This is a genomic window from Microbacterium sp. MPKO10 (genome assembly GCF_026107415.2).
GTDB lineage: Bacteria > Actinomycetota > Actinomycetes > Actinomycetales > Microbacteriaceae > Paramicrobacterium.
Map to the genome: position 1 here is coordinate 143,565 of NZ_JAPCHX010000002.1, position 20,631 is coordinate 164,195.

The 20,631-nt window shown below is 61.8% G+C and carries 19 protein-coding genes; 4 read left to right on the plus strand and 15 right to left on the minus strand.

What is annotated here, in order from left to right:
- Nucleotides 1-196 precede the first annotated feature (196 nt).
- Nucleotides 197-580 carry a winged helix-turn-helix transcriptional regulator gene (locus tag OK352_RS05345; RefSeq protein ID WP_265140416.1) on the minus strand — a complete coding sequence of 128 codons (384 nt, stop codon included), beginning with the start codon at nt 578-580 and terminating at the stop codon, nt 197-199.
- A gap of 93 nt (nt 581-673) precedes the next feature.
- Here OK352_RS05345 and OK352_RS05350 point away from each other — a divergent pair, with 93 nt between their 5' ends.
- Entirely contained in the window at nt 674-1,531 is an 858-nt protein-coding gene (locus OK352_RS05350) for an alpha/beta fold hydrolase (RefSeq protein WP_265140417.1), read from the plus strand.
- Nucleotides 1,532-1,679: 148 nt separating this feature from the next.
- Here the strand turns inward: OK352_RS05350 and OK352_RS05355 are convergent, their stop codons facing one another.
- On the minus strand, nt 1,680-2,381 hold the full coding sequence (locus tag OK352_RS05355) for a response regulator (protein WP_265140418.1): 702 nt from the start codon (nt 2,379-2,381) through the stop codon (nt 1,680-1,682).
- On the minus strand, nt 2,371-4,050 hold the full coding sequence (locus tag OK352_RS05360; RefSeq protein ID WP_265140419.1) for a sensor histidine kinase: 1,680 nt from the start codon (nt 4,048-4,050) through the stop codon (nt 2,371-2,373). The genes OK352_RS05355 and OK352_RS05360 overlap by 11 nt, the downstream gene beginning before the upstream one ends.
- 156 nt (nt 4,051-4,206) lie before the next feature.
- Here OK352_RS05360 and OK352_RS05365 point away from each other — a divergent pair, with 156 nt between their 5' ends.
- Nucleotides 4,207-5,568, plus strand: coding sequence for a cation:dicarboxylate symporter family transporter (locus OK352_RS05365; RefSeq protein ID WP_265140420.1), 1,362 nt, complete (start codon nt 4,207-4,209; stop codon nt 5,566-5,568).
- Nucleotides 5,569-5,735: 167 nt separating this feature from the next.
- Here OK352_RS05365 and OK352_RS05370 read toward each other — a convergent pair whose 3' ends face one another.
- The 8 genes from OK352_RS05370 to OK352_RS05405 all read right to left on the minus strand — a co-directional run bounded on the left by OK352_RS05370 (nt 5,736) and on the right by OK352_RS05405 (nt 13,934).
- On the minus strand, nt 5,736-6,587 hold the full coding sequence (locus OK352_RS05370; RefSeq protein WP_265140421.1) for an NAD-dependent epimerase/dehydratase family protein: 852 nt from the start codon (nt 6,585-6,587) through the stop codon (nt 5,736-5,738).
- Nucleotides 6,584-7,912 (minus strand): MFS transporter, encoded by a 1,329-nt coding sequence (locus tag OK352_RS05375; RefSeq protein WP_265140422.1) that lies wholly within the window; start codon nt 7,910-7,912, stop codon nt 6,584-6,586. The genes OK352_RS05370 and OK352_RS05375 overlap by 4 nt, the downstream gene beginning before the upstream one ends.
- A complete protein-coding gene (locus tag OK352_RS05380; protein WP_265140423.1) occupies nt 7,909-8,877 on the minus strand; it encodes a DUF4432 family protein in 969 nt (322 codons plus the stop codon). Before OK352_RS05380 ends, OK352_RS05375 begins: the two co-directional genes overlap by 4 nt.
- Entirely contained in the window at nt 8,871-9,950 is a 1,080-nt protein-coding gene (locus OK352_RS05385; protein ID WP_265140424.1) for a zinc-binding dehydrogenase, read from the minus strand. Before OK352_RS05385 ends, OK352_RS05380 begins: the two co-directional genes overlap by 7 nt.
- A 61-nt stretch (nt 9,951-10,011) precedes the next feature.
- Entirely contained in the window at nt 10,012-10,869 is an 858-nt protein-coding gene (locus tag OK352_RS05390; RefSeq protein ID WP_265140425.1) for an SMP-30/gluconolactonase/LRE family protein, read from the minus strand.
- 8 nt (nt 10,870-10,877) lie between these two features.
- Nucleotides 10,878-11,840: a mannonate dehydratase gene (locus OK352_RS05395; RefSeq protein WP_265140426.1), complete on the minus strand. Its 963-nt coding sequence runs from the start codon at nt 11,838-11,840 to the stop codon at nt 10,878-10,880.
- Between the two features lie 194 nt (nt 11,841-12,034).
- Nucleotides 12,035-12,628, minus strand: coding sequence for a TetR/AcrR family transcriptional regulator (locus tag OK352_RS05400; RefSeq protein WP_265140427.1), 594 nt, complete (start codon nt 12,626-12,628; stop codon nt 12,035-12,037).
- Nucleotides 12,629-13,040: 412 nt separating this feature from the next.
- Complete coding sequence (locus OK352_RS05405) at nt 13,041-13,934, minus strand: NADP-dependent oxidoreductase (RefSeq protein WP_265140428.1); 894 nt, start codon at nt 13,932-13,934, stop codon at nt 13,041-13,043.
- Nucleotides 13,935-13,987: 53 nt separating this feature from the next.
- On the opposite strand from OK352_RS05405, the gene OK352_RS05410 reads away from it, so the two are divergent.
- Complete coding sequence (locus tag OK352_RS05410) at nt 13,988-14,584, plus strand: TetR/AcrR family transcriptional regulator (protein WP_265140429.1); 597 nt, start codon at nt 13,988-13,990, stop codon at nt 14,582-14,584.
- Nucleotides 14,585-14,770: 186 nt separating this feature from the next.
- Here OK352_RS05410 and OK352_RS05415 read toward each other — a convergent pair whose 3' ends face one another.
- The 4 genes from OK352_RS05415 to OK352_RS05430 all read right to left on the minus strand — a co-directional run bounded on the left by OK352_RS05415 (nt 14,771) and on the right by OK352_RS05430 (nt 18,858).
- On the minus strand, nt 14,771-15,937 hold the full coding sequence (locus OK352_RS05415) for a MalY/PatB family protein (protein ID WP_265140430.1): 1,167 nt from the start codon (nt 15,935-15,937) through the stop codon (nt 14,771-14,773).
- A 14-nt stretch (nt 15,938-15,951) separates the two neighbouring features.
- Nucleotides 15,952-16,833 (minus strand): formyltetrahydrofolate deformylase, encoded by an 882-nt coding sequence (purU, locus tag OK352_RS05420; protein WP_265140431.1) that lies wholly within the window; start codon nt 16,831-16,833, stop codon nt 15,952-15,954.
- Between the two features lie 235 nt (nt 16,834-17,068).
- On the minus strand, nt 17,069-17,182 hold the full coding sequence (locus tag OK352_RS05425) for a methionine/alanine import family NSS transporter small subunit (protein ID WP_265140432.1): 114 nt from the start codon (nt 17,180-17,182) through the stop codon (nt 17,069-17,071).
- Nucleotides 17,179-18,858 carry a sodium-dependent transporter gene (locus OK352_RS05430; protein ID WP_265140433.1) on the minus strand — a complete coding sequence of 560 codons (1,680 nt, stop codon included), beginning with the start codon at nt 18,856-18,858 and terminating at the stop codon, nt 17,179-17,181. Before OK352_RS05430 ends, OK352_RS05425 begins: the two co-directional genes overlap by 4 nt.
- A 230-nt stretch (nt 18,859-19,088) precedes the next feature.
- Between OK352_RS05430 and OK352_RS05435 the strand changes: the two genes are divergently transcribed.
- Complete coding sequence (locus OK352_RS05435) at nt 19,089-20,324, plus strand: MFS transporter (protein WP_265140434.1); 1,236 nt, start codon at nt 19,089-19,091, stop codon at nt 20,322-20,324.
- The last annotated feature ends 307 nt before the right edge of the window (nt 20,325-20,631 follow it).

The following is a 20,631-nucleotide window of genomic DNA, read 5'->3' on the forward strand; positions in this document are numbered from 1 at the left end:
GCGTTTTCAATGAGAGCGGGGGCGCTCTCGAAAGCCTCCGTGGTTGGGAATTAGAGAGTACGACGACCCACTGACATTGGCGGCCGGGTATGCCCGTTTACATGCGCAGCGAAGGAGGTGCCGTTGCGCCCAGTGCGATTCGCACTGCCCACGCGGAGTGCGAGTTTCATCACCCTCGGCCGAGAGTAACGCGTGATTAGTCTGGAGAACTCGACCCGTCTATCAACGGCATATTCTCTTCGGCCCACGCACGGAGCGCAGAAAGCGGAGCTTCGAGAGACCAGCCAAGAGGCGTGAGCCGGTAGTGCACCGCAGGAGGGACGCTCTCTTCCACACGACGGGCGACAAGGCTGTCTTTCGTAAGACTTTGCAGCGTGCTTGAGAGCATTTTCTGCGAGATTCCGGGGACCCGTCGTCGCAGCTCTGCAAATCTGACCTCACCGGATTCGGCCAGAACTTTGATCACCATCGATGTCCATTTGGTGCCGATCCGGTCAAGCAGCTGACGGGTGGGGCAGCTCGGATCAAACAGGTCGCCTCGCCGTAGCGAAGCCGCAGTATTCGAAAGTTTGTTGGTCACCTGGGGCTCACCGCCTGATACGAAAGTGCCGTCTTCCGGCCAATCGCCGGATCACCTACGGTTACATGATAACTAAAAGGTACTGGAGAGTTTATGGACATCATCGAGCATCGAATCGACGTGGGCGAAATCCAAATCAACACCGCGGTAATCGGCGACGGGCCGCCTATCATTCTGCTCCATGGGTTTCCGCACACCTGGCGCATCTGGGCGCCAATCATCGAGAGACTCTGTGGCACCCGACGAGTCATCGCCCCGGACCTCCGCGGTTTTGGCGAAAGCTCTCACGCGGTCGATGGATACGATGCCGCGGCCCTGGCCAACGATATAGAGAAGCTGACGGATGCTCTCGGAGTGGCCTCCGCCCCTGTGATTGCCATCGACGCATCCGTTGCTCCGGCCTTCCTGTTTGCTCATCAGCATCCGGAACGAGTGGAGGGATTGGTGCTCATGGAAGGAACTCTGGGTAAGCTTCCTGGGGCAGAGAAGTTCTTCTCGTCCGGCCCGCCGTGGTGGTTCGGGTTTCATGCCGTCCCTGGTCTGGCCGAGACCGTTCTCGCGGGTAATGAGTCTTCGTACGTTGATTGGTTCCTCGCCTCGGGCACGCGTGGTGCGGGCGTTCCCGACGCAATCCGTGCGTCCCTTCATGCTGCATTCGCACGGCGCGATGGCTTGCGGGGTCCGCTCGCTTACTACAGGGCTCTCCCAGAGTCGGCAGAGCAACTCGTAGTCGCTGCGGCGGCTGCGAAGCTGACAGTGCCGACCCTGGCGATCGGGGCGGAAACAGTCGGTTCCGCGCTCGCGGATCAACTTCGACCGATAGCGGTGGACCTGACCGAGGCGCTTATCGAGGACAGCGGACACATTATTCCCATCGATCAGCCTGACGCGCTTCTCGACGAGCTCGGCCCATTTCTCACCCGTGTCGGCGGGCCGGTGTCGATGCCGTGAACCGCTCGAATGCACGATGTGTCAAGCGCATACTTTTGCGTCGCGCCGATCGACTGGGGGCTACAGTCGTGAGTTGTTGCCTCCCACGCGTACTCGTTGAGATCGTATAAAGAGAGCATGGATTCAACCTGAAGAATATTTGTCATTCTCATCCCCAGCGGTACTCGTACTCCGGGCGGCCCGGCGTACCGTGCCGCGGCTGCTTCTGAGCCTGCTTCGATTCGGCGAGGTACTCCAGATAACGGCGCGCCGTTACCCGAGACAGAGCGAGGCGCTCTCCGACCTCCGTCGCCGAGAGAGGAGCCTCCGCCCGCCTCAGCTCCGCTGAGATCGCGGCAAGCGTCTCTTCGAGAAGCCCCTTCGGAAGGCGCGTCGGTGACACCGAACGCAGCGCGCTCAACGCATTGTCCACCGATGCCTGCGTCGCCAGCGAGCCGGTGTTCGTCAAATTCAGCCGGAATGCTCTCTGGTTCTCGAGCTTCTCGCGAAACACCGCAAACGTAAAGGGCTTGATCAGATACTGCGTCACCCCGGTGGAGATCGCCGACTTCACCACCTGCAGATCGCGCACGGCCGTAATCGCGATGATGTCCGCCCCGTGTCCCTTCTGATGCATACGATAGGCAACGTCGAGGCCATGCGAGTCGGTCAGATTCATGTCGAGCAGCACGAGGTCGACGGGGAACCCGGATGCTGTCGCAGCATCCAATCGCGCAAGGGCATCCGATCCGGTCAGAACGACGGCGTCGACCTCAAAGCCCGGTACGCGACGGACGAAATCCGCGTGCGCCTCGGCTGTGAGCGGGTCGTCGTCGACAATCAGCACTCGTAGATTGCGCTCAACTGCCATCAGCGTCTCCTTCGTCGTGCTCACTTTCGTTGCGGTGTGGCGTCACGGGCAATGTCACCGTGAAAATCGCCCCGCCATCCGAGTCGACATCGAGGGTTCCGCCGAGCCGAGTCACCGCCTGCCGCACGAGCACGAGTCCGTACCCACGGCCGCCCGAGCGTGGGGGAGCGGCCTTGCTCGATTCACCGAGATGGAAGATCGCATCGATCTCGCTAGAGTCGATGCCCGGGCCAGAATCGGCGATCGTGATGATGAGCTCACCATCGGCCGCCGCGAAGTCCGCCCAGACATGCCGCGCGTCTGAGCCTGCCGCAGCGTCGAACGCGTTATCGAGGAGATTGCCCGTGACGGTGACCAGATCCCGCGCATCGAGAGAATCGGGCGGGAGCTCGCCCGCCGCCGTGATCGTCAGCTCGATGCCGCGCTCATGCGCTTGGGCGGCCTTGCCGATCATGAGAGCGGTGATGAACGGCTCGTCGAGCGACTGCACGAACGAGTCGGTGAGTCTCTGCGATTCCTGCTGGTCGCGCACGGCGAAGTCCAGGGCCTCGCGTTCACGCCCCAGCTCGATGAGCGTCGCCACTGTGTGCAGTCGGTTCGCGTGCTCGTGCGTCTGTGCCCGCAGCGCCTCAGACAGCGTCGTCATCGATTCGAGCTCGCCCGTAAGCTGCTGGATGTCCGTGCGGTCGCGCAGCGTTGCAACGGTTCCCCTACTGCCCTCTCGGATGCGCGTGCCGCCATCGGGCTGGGTCGCCTGCTTCTGGTTGACGACAAGAACACGGTCTTTCGTCAGATGGATCTCATCGTCAGCATCCCGACCCGACGCGAGCAGAGAGCGCACGGATGCTGGCAGGCTCAGCTCAGCCACGGGAATCGGATTGTGCTCTCCTCGGGCCGGCAACCCCAGAAGTTCGGCGGCCTGGTCGTTGTAGAGGACGAGCTGGCCGCGATTATCGACGAGCACGAGACCCTCGCGCAGTGAGTGCAGTGCCGAATCGTAGAATGCGAAGAGGCTCTTCAACTGCTCAGGCCCGTATCCGAGAGTGACCCGGCGCAGGTACCGACTGACGATCCACGATCCGATACCGCCGATCGCGATCGCTGCCAGTGCGATGATGAGCGTCTCGGGAAGTGCGGCTGCCTGGGCGAGCGATAGCGTCTCGAGTGTGACGCCGACCGACACCATCGCAGTCACGGATCCCGCGTCATCGAAAATGGGAACAATCGCCCGCACTGACGGGCCCAGCGTGCCGACGTACTCTTCCACCTGGCTGTGCCCGTCGAGCGCCGTATCGATGCTGCCGATGTACGGCTTTCCCAGCTGCTCCGGGTCGGGATGCGTATAGCGTGTGCGATCGCTGTCCATGATGGTCACGAAGTCCACCTTGGCGGTGGCGATCACCGTGAGCGCATACGGCTGCAGTGTCGCTGACGGGTCTGCTGTGGCCACAGCATCCGATACGTACGGGTCGTTCGCGAGAGTCTCGGCGATGCTCAAGACACGGGATGCCGTCGCCTGCCGCGCTTCGGCACGCGCTGTCACATAGCTAGTGATGCTCAGCGCCGCGCACACGATCACCACGAGAACCAGCTGGGCGAGAAAGAGCCGGGCGGCGAGCGACTGTGAACGTCGCTTCGCCTGTGCGGCGGCGGTGCCGCGCAATCTCATCAGCATCCTCCCTGACGTGTGACGGGACAAGCTTCGCACGCTCGAGGCGGCTGTGGGCGACATCGACCGTGACCGATATGAACGCAACCGAGACAGCACTCGCGCCGCACACCAGCATAGGGAGGAATCTGAACCGGACCACAATGAGGAGTCGGCATGGCAACGAAGCCACAGGAACAGTCACCGCAGACATCTGCGGTCAGCCCGCGCGCTCGCAAGAAGGACAGGACGCACTGGCTCTACATCTTCGTGATCGTCGCGGTGGTGCTCGGCGCGGCAATCGGCCTGATCTTTCCCGACGTCGGTCAGAGCCTCAAACCGCTCGGAACCGCCTTCGTCGCGCTGATCAAGATGATCATCGCCCCCATCATCTTCTGCACCATCGTGCTCGGCGTCGGCTCCGTTGCCCGTGCCGCCACAGTGGGCAAAGTCGGCGGGCTCGCCATGCTGTACTTCCTTGTAATGGCCACTTTCGCTCTCGCGATCGGGCTTGTCGTCGGCAACTTCGTGCACCCGGGAAGCGGTTTGAAGCTCGAGCCATATGATGCGTCGGCGGGCGGCGAGTCGAACGGCACAGTGGACTTCCTGATGAGCATGATTCCCGGCGACATTCCCGTGCTTCCGACACTCGTGCTGGCGATTCTCGTGGGCTTCGCTCTGCAGTCGATGGGCACGGCCGGAGAGCCCGTGCTCACCGGCATCCGCAACATTCAGGCTGTCGTCTTCAAGCTCATGATGATGATCATGTGGGCCGCGCCGATCGGTGCCTTTGGTGCGATCGCCGCCGTCGTCGGCAACACCGGCTGGGCCGCGATCGGCTCGATGGCGATTCTGATGGGTTCGTTCTATCTCACCTGCGCGCTGTTCATCGTCGTGGTGCTGGGAACGCTGCTCAAAGTCGTCACGGGGCTGAACATCTTCCAGATGATGCGCTACCTCGCCCGCGAGTATCTGCTGATCTTCTCGACATCGTCGTCAGAGTCTGCCCTGCCGCGCCTGATGGCGAAGATGGAGCACGCGGGCGTGTCGAAGACCGTGGTGGGCGTCACGGTGCCGACCGGGTACTCGTTCAACCTTGACGGCACGGCGATTTACCTGACCATGGCATCGATCTTCGTTTCGACAGCAATGGGGATGCCGATGGGCGTCGGCGAGCAGATCTCGCTGCTCGTGTTCATGATCATCGCGTCGAAGGGCGCTGCCGGCGTGACCGGGGCGGGGCTTGCGACGCTTGCGGCGGGGCTGCAGTCGCACCGGCCCGAGCTGCTGGATGGCATGGGCGTGATCGTGGGCATCGACAAGTTCATGTCGGAATGCCGCGCGCTCACCAACTTCACGGGCAATGCGGTAGCCACGGTGCTGATCGGCAAGTGGACGAAAGAGATCGACGCCGAGCAGGCTCGCGCCGTGTTCGCGGGAAAGCGTCCGTTCGATGAGCTGAGCCTTGAGCCCGACGCGCACGGCGAGAAGCCGGCAGATGAGGCGCCAGCGGAACCCGAGCTGATCGAGACACGCTGACCTCGGCGGATACGCACAATCACGAACCCGGCCATCGCGAGTTGCGATGGCCGGGCCATTTCGGTGTCGTTCGGAGTCGAACAATGAGAGCGCGGTGGATTTCTCACAGGACTTTACGGCCTTGGTCAGTGAGACGCTCTGAGCTCAGTTCAGATCCTTTTTGCGTGCTAGAGCGTTATGAGACCGGGTTGCGGTGTGCCTTCGGTCGACGGCGTCCACCCGAGAACCTCACGGGTACGCGATGTATCGAAGAACGATGAGCGGCCGGTCATCGAAGCGGCGAAAGGCACATCGGGGTAATACCTGGCCGCCAGCGTTCTGGAGTCCTCATCGACGAGAGTTTCCGACTCGACAATCCAGAGAATTTCATGACCGATAATTGAAGCGCTGCACGCGCGCTCAACTGCGTCAGCTACCGACCCCTCGGTGCAGTATCCGAAGAGTCCGTTGATGGCCCAACTGGGGCCAAGATGTTCCAGCGCAATTTGTGCCTGTGTGACGTCCTTCAAGACGGCATGAAGCCTGAGGCTCACCACGCTGAGACCGTCGTGCCTTCGCGTGACCGAGTCGGCCTGAAGCTCCTGAATGAATTTCGACAGACTGTACCCGTCTTCAGTGCGGGATCGGTGTTTGAGATCGACGGGGAAATAGTCGAACTGGGGTGATCTGCTCCAGGCGAGCCCGATTGCATTCACGCTCGACGCTTGCACGACACGACGTATGCCGAGTTCCGCAGCTGCGCTCAGCACGTTATACGAAATGACAACGTTCGTGTTGTGGGCTTCCCATTCGGGAAGGGGTATTGGTCCGTTGAGTCCCGCAAGGTTGACGACGACATCGACGCCTTTGAGAGCTTCAAGGGTTTGGTCGTGTGCACTGAGGTCGGCCGTCACCCACTCGTGTGCAATTCCTTCTGCACTCGGATCGCGGTCGATTCCACGGATCTGATGCGAGCGCTTGAGCGCATGTGTGACGATCTTCCCTACTCCACCGCCGGCTCCGGCGACTGCGATTTTCATGATGTGACCTTTTCGTCTTCAGGCGAGATGGAAGCCGTGGTGCGCGCGCGCCCAGGGAGTTGAACATAGAACATGAGCAGAAGTGACAATACGTACATTCCAACGACAGCCCAGGCAACTCCTTGGAAACCGATCATCGGGAGTAGAGCCGCAACGATAGCCGGTCCGATCAACTGCCCCACGCCGGTCGCCAACGTAACGGTTCCCAGAGCCGCAGGCTGTTCCCTCTTTGCAACCAGTGCAGGGACTAACGCAGACAGCGGTACATAAGCGGACGTGCCGATCCCCCAGAACAGCATGAGCGCGGAGATAGCGACAAAATTCGGACCGATCCATTGCGGAACAAAGTAAAGAAGTGCGATCGCGATGGCGTTGACTGGGCTCGCTACCCACTGGATGGTGTTGGCCCAGCCGAGCCTGTCGCTCAGCCATCCCCACACGAGGTTTCCTGGCACGCCAGTGATGCCGAGAATCGTGAACGTCAACACTGCATTGCCGACCGGGATTCCGATCTCCGTCGTGAGATATGGAACATAGAACACCATCATGGCGAAAATGCCAGCGATGTTGATCAGTTTCACGATCGCGCCCACGCCAACCCGCGGCTCGCGCCATACGATCGAGACTGCCGAGGCGAAGCTTTCAGCGAAACTGGTCGAGGTGGGCTGTACCTTCGCATCTTCTGGATCCCGGACGAGAGTCACCCCGATGAGTCCGCCGATTATGGCTATTCCGAGACCAACCCACAACGTATGAATCGGGCCAATGACGGGAAGCAGAGTTGCCGCGATAGCAGCACCGATGATCTGCTGTCCGCCGCTGATGCAGAACCAAAACCATGCCTGTGTTCGGGCTTCTCTCCCAGCTAAGGCACGAGCGTTCAGCCACGTGACGAATGCGAACGCGAAGAGAGGGGTGCCGACGCCACGGATCGCATAGGTCACGAGGATCAACCAGTAATTCTGCGTGGGCAACGCGACAGCGATGAAGAGAATATCAGCGACAATCCAACCGATGAACCCCAAGAACATCACCTTGCGAGGGCCCATGACCATCACCAATGGACCGACCGCGTAGGAAGCAACAGCGGTTACGATGCCGAAGACGGTAATAATCCACGCAGCTTGACTGAGCGCGATACCGATGTCAGACGAAAAGAAACTGGAAATCCACGTTACTTCTAGTGCATCACCGACCACGAAGATGGTTGTTGCAACGATGCCCCAGGGTGTTCCCCGAGGGAGCCCGATCTTCTCGGTCACCGATTCGCGAGGTCGAGGTCTCGCTTCATTCTTGTCGATCTCAGAGTCGTTTAATGAGTTCATTGTGCGCGCTCCTTTGCGGCGAATTCTTCAGTGTGAAGAGTTAATTGGGTAGTGAAAACGACATGGCTTTCGGAATGCAAGACAGGGGAACCTCGATCCTCGAAGACCGTAGTGCGGGTAGAAGGTTCGATTGCAGTCGTGTAGCCGCGGCCACTCCACGGCTCGCGAGTATCGGCACCCGCGTCTTGCCAAAGCCACGCGTACTTCCGTATCGGATCGGACCATGACAGCTCGGCAGTGAGGCCTGTCCGAGGGTTGTTGATCGCGACGGTGCGGTGTGTGAAGTCTGTGAGCCAACCGAGACGGAGCGTCTTCGAATGTCGATCGGGGATCGTAGCCAGCTCCGATCCCCCGAATCGTGATTCTGCATTCGGCCATCTGACTGCGACACCAGGCTCGAACTCTCCGAGGTCGATGCCGGGATGCGGAACGTAAGTCACGGCATCCGTAACTATCCTGCACCCGCCCTCCAAGAACGGCGCTCCGAATGCCGGGTGAGACTGATAGTCATACGTGATGACGGTATCGCCGAGGTTCTCGATTCGGTCGCTGAGACGTACGGTGCCGTTCTCAAGGCTGATGACTCGATCGATTCGTACAGGAACGCTGTCCAGCGAAACATGGGCTTCAAGATGCCCATTGCTTGCCGTGTCGATTACCCAGGGAACGATAGACGCTTCTCCGTGATAGTGCCGCAACTTTCCGTCGACCATTTGTGGGGCCCCCGCGTGAGGGAAGAGCGTCTGCCACCCTCCGGCATAGCTGGCCTGCCATGGAGCCTCGCTGGCATCAGCTGTGTAGGTTGCGGGTACCGGCCGGAGTGCAAGAGCGTCTTCAGCCCATGGCGTTGCCATGAGGACCTCGGTGTCAGTGGGGGAGTGCCGTATTGACAAGATCTCTGCGCCGCGATCGAGATCCACTGTCACATCAAGACTGCAGGAAGTGAGACGCACCGTCCTCACCATGTGAGTACGAGCTTTCCGGTCGCCCCGCCTGCGAATTTGGCGTAGGCGGCTGGCCCCTCGTCGAGAGTGAAGGTCTCGGAGACGAGCGCCTCAGGGTGCAGATCGCGTTGTGCGAGCACACTCGTTAGTTCTTGCATCTCCGCTTGGCTGGAGACCCACGAACCCTGAATGGTCAGCATTTTCGAGATCACCTGGACTGTGGGGTCGAAGCTCAGCGGCTGTCGGCCCACGCCGACGAAGATCGCTCGCCCAAAAGTAGCCGCGGCTTCGATGCACAATGCACGAGCAGAGGCGGCCCCAGTGCAGTCGATGGAGGCATCCACTCCTAGGCCGTCTGTAAGATCCATGATCTCTGCCGTCGCCGCGTCTCCTGTGCTTTGTGCCAGACCGTGGTGCAATCCAAGCTTTCGAGCACCCGAGAGTCGCTCCGGATTCAGGTCTGAGCCAACGACCTCAACTCCCATGTCCGACGCGATCTGAGCCACAGCCAACCCCACGGGACCGAGCCCAGTCACAAGAAGGCGACTGCCTGCTGTCACCCCTGCCTTGCGAATCGCTGAGTAGGCCGTGCCAGCGCCGCAGGCGATCATCGCTCCGTCGACGAAGCTCAGCGAGTCTGGTATTGGGATGAGCGAGCGCTGTTCTACGTTAAGGAGCGGGCTGTGGCCACCATCACGTTCGCCACCGTACGCGGCTCGCTCGTTCGAGGTGCAAACGACGGGGTAACCTCGCCGACAGTTCAGACAGTTGCCGCATCCCAGAATATGGTAGGCGAGCACGCGGTCACCGATGGCAAAATCACGAACTTCTTCACCGACGGCGTGAACGATACCCGCAGGCTCATGTCCACCAATCAGCAGTCGTCCGGTTCTCGGTTCGCCAAGGACCCGCGGGTCGTCAGGGCCGTATGCTCGCAGCCCGGAACGGCTGTCATAAGTGTGCAGGTCACTGCCGCAGATTCCGGATGCTTTGACCATGATCTGAACTTCGGTCGGTCCGGGATCGTCGATTACAAAGTCTCGGAGCTCGGCAACCCTATTGCCAGGAAAAGCGAGTCCAGAAACGTTAGTCATGTGTCACTCCAATGTGTACGTTGTCGAGGGGACAAACAGGATGAAGATATTCGGCGACCGATCAGCTGGTTCTGACTCGAGCGGTGGGAAGGCTATTCCCTTCGCTGCGAGCGATCAGCAGATGGCCGGCAGCGTTTTCTTCGGACAAAGTCTCGGAGTTCAGCCCGAACCGCGCCGTCGTGATGGCGAGCCCGATTCCAGGAATGAGCGCGCACGAGGTGGGCCGGGTGACAGGGAGGTCCACGGTGTCGAGGAGCTCGCCGTCGGGGGCCCTATGCTCGACGCGGTGACCATCCCAGATCGCGATCCACAGCGAGCCGTCCGCATCGACGCACAGGCCGTCGGGCTCACCCCTGTCTACCGTGAATAGCGTAGTCAGCCGGCCGATGTGCCCGGACTCCAGGTCGAACGTTCCTCGTAGAACCGACGACTGTCCAGAGTCAGCGACGTAGATGACGTCATTCTGAGGAGACCAACCAATACCGTTAGGCAGCGTCAGCGTGGAGGCAGCGATCGCTGGTGGTCCGCCCGGCTCCCACACATGAAGACTTCCCTCGCCTTCGCGAACATCGACATGAGTGCTGCCCACCCAGACGCGTCCTCGTGCGTCGCAAGCGGCATCGTTGAGCCGCTTCTCAGTGTCTTCAATCACGCGTACGAGAGTCTTTGTGCCGTTCGTCGAGGCGAGCTTCAGATCTGCACGAGTCACTACTACAACGCCAGGGACGTCCGCGGGCAGAACAGCACCCACATAGTCGCTCACCGTCTGCTGAGATGATGCTGCTGCGGGGAAGGCGAACGACGTGTGTGCGACAGTGCCCGAGATCATATCTACAGTGAGTAGTTCGTTTGTGGCCGCATCCCAGATAGGACCCTCTCCGAGCTCCGCTGCGATGCGTTTGTCGACTTCAATTCTCATGACCGGCTCTACTCATCGAGGGCATCGATCGCACGCATGCTCGCACGAATCCACCCAAGGGCCCAGGCCATGCCCGTGTGCCACGGAGAAGATGTGCTCACGAAAGGGGTGTGATCGGGGATAACAACCCCGTCGAATCCGCCGTCCTTCAAGATACGGAGGATGCGCTGCATATCAACGTATCCGTCGTCGAGAAAAGTCTCGCGGTACTGGGGCACGCGACCGACGACGTTACGAAGATGAACGTACTGGATTCTGCCTGTCGCTACGAAGTGTTCGACGACTTCGTAGATGTCTTGATCCGGCATTTCGGAAAGGGTGCCCACGCAGAATTCCATCGCATTTGCAGAAGACTCTACGATCCCCAGCATTCTGTCGTAGAGGTGCCCCCGGTGGATGAGTCGCGGCGTACCGCGAAGCTCTTCGAGAGGTGGGTCATCTGGGTGTAACGCCATCACAACGCCTGCTTGCTCGGCGACGGGAATAATCTCGCGAAGGAAGCGGGAGTATCGGTCCCACAGCTGATCCACGCTGATAGGATCGATATAGTCTTCGGTGCGTACGCTTCGCTCGTAGAGGTCCTTGTCGTAGACGGCATTCCAAACCATCCCTTTGGGGATCGGAGTCTGAACTGTGTTGTCGAAGGTCGAGCTCAGCGCCTCTCCGCGCCCATTCGGGAGCATCGGCCGCCCCCATACGCCGGCAATACTAAAGTTGTAGCCCATCGTCGTTATTCCGGCGGAGCCGACGTTCCGTACGATTTCTTTGATTCGTACCATCTGCTCATTGCGTTTCGGACCGTCGAGAAGGACGTCGTACCAATCTGCTGGTTCGAAGTTCTCGATGGCGAAGAGCTCCATTCCGGAGCCCTCTACCTGTTCCTTGAGGTGCAGCAGGCCGTCGAGCGAATAGCGCTCGTCATTGGCGTATGTCGGGAATCCTGGTCCTGCAAGGACCTCATCGAGGGGCATCCCTGGCTTTCCGCCCACGATGTGCGCCACAATATGGGTGACTCCCATCTGGCGTGCGAACGCAAACGTCTCTTCGGTTTGCAGGGCACCGGGAATGCTTAGTCCAACTTTCACAGTAAAACTCCGTTGTTCTAGGTATTAATAGGTCACGGGGGAGAGGTGCCTTCGGCACCAGTACAGTTGAGCAGCCGCACCTACTCAGAGCGCTGCGGCGGTGATTCGAAGCCGAACACGTCATGCAGTGTTCTGATGGTCCTGCGAGTCTCTTCGCTGCCCGGTTCCCGGTTTGACCCCAGCTCGATTAGCAACAGGCCAGTGAAGGCGCGCGCCGCAGCTCGAGCTTTGTCGTTGTCGGAAAGTAGCTTGAAGAGAAACGATTCCAGGGCGGCCATATTGTCTTCATCAGCGCTTCTCAAGTCGGGCTCGTGGACCGCGGCAAGCGAAAGCTCGAGAGCGACAATTCCCGCAGGGAACGCACCTGAGCGGTGCGCCGAAATGTAGTCGACCGTGAAATCTTCGAGGGAGTCGCGGTCGGTGAGCATATGGCTCTGCCGCTCCGCGAGCCAGGTCACAGCCAAGCCCGAAGCGCGGCGCATCGCAGCAATGATCAATTCGCGAGCGGAAGGAAAATGGTAAGTGATGCTCGCCAGAGACATCTCGGCTCGAGCGGCGACCATACGCTGCGTGGCAGCGCCGGCGCCACCTTCAGCGATGATCTCGATCGCGGCGTCGAGGATGCGTTCGCGAGTTTGCATCCCGCGTTCAAGGCGACCGTCTGTGCGTCCCAAAATTCTCCCCTTTATTGTACGAAAGTACAGTAACTGTACGACAGATCAGTAACTGTACGCAAGTACAGAGAAAATTGCTATCGAACAGTGTTGGTGGGAAATGTCGCGACGATCCTGATCAGGAAGTGGGCGAAAGAGCCCGGCTCGGAGCAGGCTCGCGCCGGGTTTGCGGGGACGCGTCCGTTCGATGAGCCGAGCTCGAGCCGGGTGTGCACGACGATCAGCCGGCGGAGGAGGTGCTGGCCGTTCTGAGCTCGAGAAGCTTCGCTGACCGCGACACGAACGAGGGCGCCGATAATCGTTGTCCATCGGCGCCCTCGTGCTCTTCGCGACGAACGTGCGCGATTTTTCGATGCCGTGCCCGAGTACTTGAATGCGGTGGAATACTCAACCGGAGCCTTTTCGCTCGCCCTCAGATGACGATGATGCGTCGCCCACGAGTATGACCGGCTCTGCTGTCGACGTGTGCCGCTGCGGCCTCGGCAAGCGTGTACGTCGCTGCGACAGGAAGCTTCAACACCCCGTCGACTACCAAACGTGAACCCTCGGCCAGAGCACCGGCCACATCCCCAGCGGCTCCGGAGAAATGGACGCCGTGTTGCGCAGCATCCAGATCGGCGATCGTCACGACCCGATTCGGATTTCCTGTCAGCTGCACCAATTGCGGAAGGACGCCCGCGCCGGCAAGGTCGAGCGCTGCATCGATCGTGCCCAAGGCTCGGACGCGCTCAACCCACCCATCCCCGTATGTCGTCGCTGATGCTCCGATGCTGCGCAGATAACGCTGGTTGCCAGTTCCGGCCGTGCCGATCACGTGCACGCCGCGCGAACGAGCAATCTGAACGACGGCAGAGCCGACGCCGCCCGCGGCGCCGCTGACAAGGAGTGTCTCGCCTGAACGCGCTTCCACCTCATCGAGCACGCGCAGGGCTGCTTCGAGCACGGAGGGGTAGCCCGCGGCTTCTTCATACGACAAAGGCGCCGGCATCGGATGCCACACGGTCATGACCGCGGACTCGGCATAGGTATCTCTTCCTTCGCCGAACACCGCATCGCCGACTGCGGTGCCCATCACTCCAGGGCCGACCATGTCGACGACCCCTGATGCGTCGATGCCGAGTCCGGAGGGAAGGGTGACCGGGTGGGTCCCCAGCCGTTGCCCCTCGCGCACCCTCCAGTCAAAGGCGTTCACGGCGGCGGCTCGCACCGAGATTCTGATTTGCCCCTCACCTGGATGCGGACGCTCGCTCTCCACCAGCTCAAGGACTTCCGGGCCGCCGAATCGGGAATACATGATCTTCTTCACGCCGACGACAATAACACTAACGGTTATTGTTTTGTATCTGATAGCTTTATTGCATGGCATCACCTATTCGTCCCGCCACGCCCGCCGGGCGGCGGGAGCGAAAGAAGGCCGCCACGCGGCGCACAATCGCTGAGACAGCGATGAGCCTGTTTCTAGAGCAGGGTTACGAGGCTGTGGGCATTCGACAGATCGCGGCCGAGGCAGACGTTGCTGTGACCACGTTGTTCGCGCATTTTCCCTCCAAGGAATCGCTTGTCTTCGAACAGGCCGCCGGTTTCGAAGAGCGGCTGCGCGAGGCCGTTCTCGAGCGAACTGACGCACGATCAGTGATCGACGGGCTCCGGCGCGAGATCGCGGCGCTCGTTCAGCACTGCACGACGGGCGACGCCGTTGGAGTATGGCAGATGATCGAGGCGAGTCCGGAGCTCGCCTCCCATGCTCAGGTGCTTGAGCTGCGGTATGCCCGAGTGGTCGCCGACGCACTTGGTGATCGTGCCGATGTCGACATCTCCACGACGGCTGCACACACGATTGCTCGCTTCGCGCTGGCATCGTTCACGATTGCGCGGAAATCGCCTCGGCCACGCCGGGCACTCGACGAATCGTTCGCATTGGTCGCGGCAGCATGGAGCGCCACCACGCCTGAGTGACCATCGTCGTCTTCATGCGCCTGAGCACACCGCCACATATGGGTGTGTGGGTCACCGGGTATGACGATGACGTGCGCGTGGCGCGTCGGTTCTGTACATGGTCGTCGTACGGAGTCAGATCTTCACGGGTCGCGTCGTTTCGCCGGTCATCGTGAGGCGAATACGGCGAACGGCAGGTGGATGCTGTCAGGCTGGCTTCTGCTCGCGCAGCGCACGACCCATGCGGGTGAACGCCTCACGCATGACCGGGCGAGGAGTGGCGAAGATGAACCGGGCACTGCCCACTCCGGCGAGGCCGCAGGAGCGCCCGTCTGTCACGCCGACTCCAGCGTTCTCGGCGAAGAACGCGCCCGGGTTCTCGATGCCGACGCCCGTGAAATCGAGCCAGCCCACATAGGTGCCCTCGGGCCGCGTGACGGTGACACCGGGAAGGTGCTCGTCGACGAGGCGGAGCAGTTCGGTGCGATTGCCGTCGAGGTAATCGACGACGTTGGCCAGCCAATCGGATCCCTCCGTATAGGCGGCGATCGTGGCGGCGGCGCCCATCGTCGAGGCGCCGTGTGAGATCCAGTCGGCGTCGCCAAAGCTCTCGCGCAGCCTCTCGTCCTCAACGATCAGCTGTGCACACTTGAGACCGGGTAGGTTCCACCCCTTGGCGGCGGACGTCGCCGTGACCGTGTGGTGTGCTGCAGCATCCGACACCGTTGCGTACGACACGTGCGTGGCGCCGGGAAGCACGAGGGGTGCCCAGATCTCGTCCGCGAACACGAGCCCGCCCGCCTCATCGACCACGGCACTCACAGCGGCGAGCTCCTCACGCGTGAAGACACGGCCGAGCGGGTTGAACGGCTGGCAAAGAAGCAGGATCTCCCCGCCGTCGGCGAACGCGGCGCGCAGAGCATCCAGATCGAAGCGCCACGTTCCGGCGTCGTTGATCATCGGCACCTCGATGACCTCACGGCCGATGCGCGGCGGTACGAAGAGGAACGGCATGTACGACGGCGTGGGCACGATCACCTTCGCGGTCGGGCCCGTCAGACGTGTGATCGTCAGCTCGAGCGCACGCAGAACGTCGGGAACGGCGATCACATCGTCGGCCGCGACCGAGTATCCACGCGTCTCAAGGGCCGACGCGGTCACCGACTGCAGATCGCGCAGCATGGACTCGGGCAGATACCCGTAGACCTCGGCGTCGATCGCCGTGCGCAGCGCTGACTGCACGACAGGGGCCACCCCGAAGTCCATCTCGGCGATGAACGCCCCGATCTCAATGTCGGGAGCAATCCACTTGGTCGCCCCCGTCGCCCGCAGATCGTCGATGGTCAACTTGTCGATGCGTTCGGCGAATGTCACTGCGGCCTCCGGTGTCACTTGAAAATGATGGTGCGTGCGCCGTCCAGCAGCACGCGTTTCTCGGCGAACCACTTCACGGCCTGCGTGAGCGTGCGGCTCTCTTCGTCTTGCCCGATCGCGACGAGCTGCTTGGGGGACTGCGAATGGTCGACGCGCACCACGTTCTGCTCAATGATCGGCCCCTCGTCGAGGTCGCTCGTGACGAAGTGCGCAGTCGCACCGATGAGCTTGACGCCGCGTGCGTGAGCCTGCCGGTACGGGTTCGCCCCCTTGAATCCGGGCAGGAACGAGTGGTGGATGTTGATGGCGCGGCCCTCGAGCGCCGCACACAGCTCGGGCGAGATGATCTGCATGTACCGAGCGAGAACGACGAGCTCGATGTCGTGCTCATCGACAGCATCCAGCACCCGCTTCTCGAACGCCGCCTTCGAGTCCGGGTCCACGACGGGCATCGTCTCGAACGGCACACCGTAGAACTCGGCGAGGGAGCGCAGATTGGGGTGGTTGGCGAGGATCAGCGGAATCTCGATCGGCAGCTGGGCGGCACGCTGCCGGAAGAGCAGGTCGTTGACGCAGTGCGCAGCAGTCGACGCGAGCACGAGCGTGCGTGCGGGGCGGCCGACATTGTCGAGATTCCAGGTCATGTCAAACCGCTCGATCACGGGGGCCAGCGCGGCCTCGAAGTCTTCGCGCGATGCCGATGACTGCACCTGCAGGCGCATGAAGAACCGGTCGGTGTCGAGGCTCGCGAACTGCTGACTCTCGCTGATGTTGCCGTGCGCCGCGACGATCGCGCCGCTGACGGCGTGCACGATGCCGGGCTTGTCGGGGCAGACGAACGTGAGAACCCAGTGGTTCGCAGAGTTCTCGGGTGAGGAAGACGCGTCGGTTGTCACCCCACAAGACTAACCAGTCAGGCCGTCGGATCGAGGCAGGTGATGACCAGAATGCTGTCAGGTCGCTGACAGCTCGTCGTGCCGCGTCGCTTCGCGCGCGTTCGCCGGTAGGTCACCGACAGACAAGGTCGCCCACGAGACTCAGTCCCGGATCGGCTCGTCGGGTCCGCACACGGCCGGAGGGCACCGCGCGTCAGACGCGCGATGCCCTCCCGATTCACTGGATGGCGACCCCTCAGTCGTCATCCTTCTGCTCGGGGTGTCGCATCAAGTGAATGATCGAGACGGCCATGCCGCCCCAGACCGTCACGATCGCGACGAGCATCATGATGATGGCTGGTGCACTCATGAGTTGTCCTTTCCCTCGCGCCGTGACCGTCGTGACGGATCGGCATCTTCGTGTCCATTGGCGGCGAACTGCCCTGTTTCGGTGTGGTGGCGAGCGATCTCGGCTGCGTCGATCTCGGGGTCGAGGATCGGCGGTGAGACCTGTTCTCCGTCGACGTCCGGGTCATGCAGCGCCGACTTCGGCGACCAGGGCAGCTTCGAGAGCAGGAAGGCCACGACGACGAGCGCGATGGCCATGCCCCATCCGAAGACGCCGACGAACCATGTGGGCATATCGCCGTAGCCGTCGCTGATGCGCTCTTGAAGCGAGTCGATCAGGATGTAGCCGAGGATGATCGGCGTGATTCCACCGACGAACATCATCCAGGTGCGTCCCATCTTCACCGACGACGTCTTGTTCAGGTGGTCGCGCAGCTTCGGCAGCGCTGTGAAGCCGGCCGTGAGGAAGATCACGACGACCAGCGCGACAGCGACGATTCCGAAGCTGTTGACGAACGCATCCGTCACATCGAGCAGGTTGAGGCCCGTTGTCGTAGGGAAGAGCAGAATCGACACGAGCGCCATCGGAACGCCGACCCAGAGAGTTGCGCTCACGCGGCCGAGCCCGAGCTTGTCCTTGATCGACGAGATGACGACTTCGAGGATGCTGACCAGCGACGTGAATCCAGCGAACACCAGCGAGGCGAAGAACAGTACGCCGAGAATGGCGCCGCCTGGAGCCTGCGAGATGATCGTCGGGAATCCGATGAAGGCCAGGCCGATGCCGGATGCTGCCACCTCGTCGACCGCCTGTCCGCTCTGTGTGGCGATGAAGCCCAGGGCGGCGAAGACGCCGATTCCAGCGAGGATCTCAAACCCGCTGTTCGAGAACCCGACGACAAGGCCGCTGCCGGTGAGGTCTGTCTTCTTCTTGAGGTAGGACGAATAGGTCAGCATGATCCCGAACGCCACCGAGAGCGAGAAGAAGATCTGCCCGTACGCGGCGATCCAGATCGAGCTGTCGGCCATCCTGCCCCAGTCCGGTGTGAAGAGGGCGTTGAGGCCCTCGAACGCGCCCGGAAGGAACAGCGACTGCACGACGAGGATGATGAACATGACGAACAGCAGCGGAATGAAGATCATGGCCGAGCGGGCGATGCCCTTCTGCACACCGAACGCGAGGATCGCGATGACCGCAACCCACACGAGAATCAGCGGAATGAGCACCCCGGGAACGAAACTGAACTGCACGTTCACCTCGTCTGACACCTGCAGGTACTCGCCCATGAGGAAGCCTGCCGGGTCATCTCCCCACGCTTTCGTGACCGAGAACCAGGTGTAGCAGGCCGCCCACGCGATGATCACCGCGTAGTAGACGGCGATGACGAAGCAGATCAGCACCTGCCACCAGCCGAACATCTCGGCTTTCTTATGCAGGCGGCGGAACGCCATCGGGGGTGAGCCGCGGAACTTGTGCCCGATCGCGTAGTCCAAGAAGAGCAGCGGGATCCCCGCCGTCAACAGCGCGATCAGGTACGGCACGATAAAGGCGCCACCACCGTTGTCGTATGCGACGTACGGGAAGCGCCAGATATTGCCCAGTCCGACGGCGGATCCGATCGCCGCGAAGATGAAGGCGTTGCGTCCGGAGAACGTCTCGCGCGTCCGGAGGCCTACTGCCGAAGGTTGTGCTTTCACTTTCCACCTCGTTGTTCGAGTGATGCGATGCCCCCATCCTGCCGTGATACTCGGCAAAATCACAGCTTTCTGCGCGGGATCGTCGAAAATTGATGCCCTGTGAGGGGTGCCGTAGAATGTTCGATGGTTCGCGGTTCCCGTCGGACCCTGGGCGCGCACATGGGCGCGAAGTCGAACTCGGTGGTGCGAGCACTGCTCGCCCGAGTGAACGCCGTTGTTGGATTCTTCCGATGACTACCTCCCCGATTCCTGTTGCTCCGCGCTCTGCGAGCAGCCCCACAGACCACCGGCCGTTCCCGTGGCTGGGCCTCACCCTGCTCTCGGCTGGGGTCTTCCTCGCGGTCACGAGCGAGATCACCCCGACCGGTCTGCTGCCCGAGATGAGCACAGAACTCAGCGTCACTGAGGGCCAGATCGGCCTCCTCGTGTCGATCTTCGCGTTCACCGTTGTGCTCACGAGCGCTCCGCTCACGGCACTCACGGTCCGGCTTCCGCGCAAGCCGATGATCGTCGCCGTACTCGTCGTCCTCGGCCTCGCCAATCTCGCGACGGGCCTCGCCCCCAGCTATGCCCTCGTGGTGGTGGCGCGCATCGTCGGTGGCCTCGCGCACGGGCTGTTCTGGTCGTTCGTCCCGGCCTACGCCGCGCGCATCGTCTCGCGTGAGAACCTCAGCCGAGCCGTCTCGCTCACGCTTGCCGGAGGCACTCTCGCTCTGGTGCTGGGCGTTCCCCTCGCCACGGCGCTCGGCCACGCCGTGGGGTGGCGGTGGGCGTTCGTGGCCATCGCCGCAGGACTGATCCTCGGTGCTGTCGCGGTTCTTCTCTGGCTCGTCCCCGTGGCTCGTGAGGTACACGAGAAACGGGATGCTGGCGCCCCGAAGCGCCGCGACGCGACAGTCGTTCCGGTGCTCGTGATCTGCGTCACCGTCGCGATCATCATGATCGGTAACTATGCCTTCTACACCTACGTCACGCCGTACCTTCTCGACCCGATCGGCGTCCCGAGCGAGTACATCAGCATCGCGCTCTTCGTCTACGGCGGAGCGGGCGCGATCGGACTCGTCCTGACGGGCACGGTCTTTGCGCGCCGCACGCGGCTCGGCCTCGTGATCGGGCTCGCCGGCGTGGCAGCATCCGTGTGCGCTCTTGCCTTCACGGCCGGCGGCTTCTGGGGGTCGATGGCGGCGCTCGCCGTGTGGGGGCTGTCGTTCGGCATGGTGCCGCCGCTGCTTCAGACCCGGATGCTGCAGACTGCGAGCGACCGCTTCCGCGACACCGGCAGCGCGATTTACACGACGGCGTTCAACATCGGGATCAGCGGGGGAGCGTTCCTCGGGGCGATGCTGCTGCCGTTGCTGGGCATCCAGTCGCTGCCGCTCGTGAATGTGGCGCTGACGGTCGTGGGCCTTGTGATTGTGCTGGCTGTCGTTCTGCAGGGCCGCCGTCGCGACCGTGCGATGTCGTGATTCCTTCGGGGTAGCCGTTCAACGCGCAGTATGCGCCGTTTTGCCCGGATGCTCCACGCAGAGCGCGACTGTGCTGACCGTGCTGACGCTAGCGAACGTGTCTGTATCCCCACGCTCCCAGTCGGGCAGGCTCCGGCAAAGGTAGCCTGTGCCCCGTGCACGCCTTCCGTTCATCTGAGGCACGGGCGCGTGCCTGCTGACGCGGAACAACCGTCTCCTTCGCATAAACGGTTGCGGTTGGCTCAACGGCTGTGACTCCGTTTGTTCGGCCCCGTTCATGCGTCCCAAATGCACGTTCTGGCCGGGT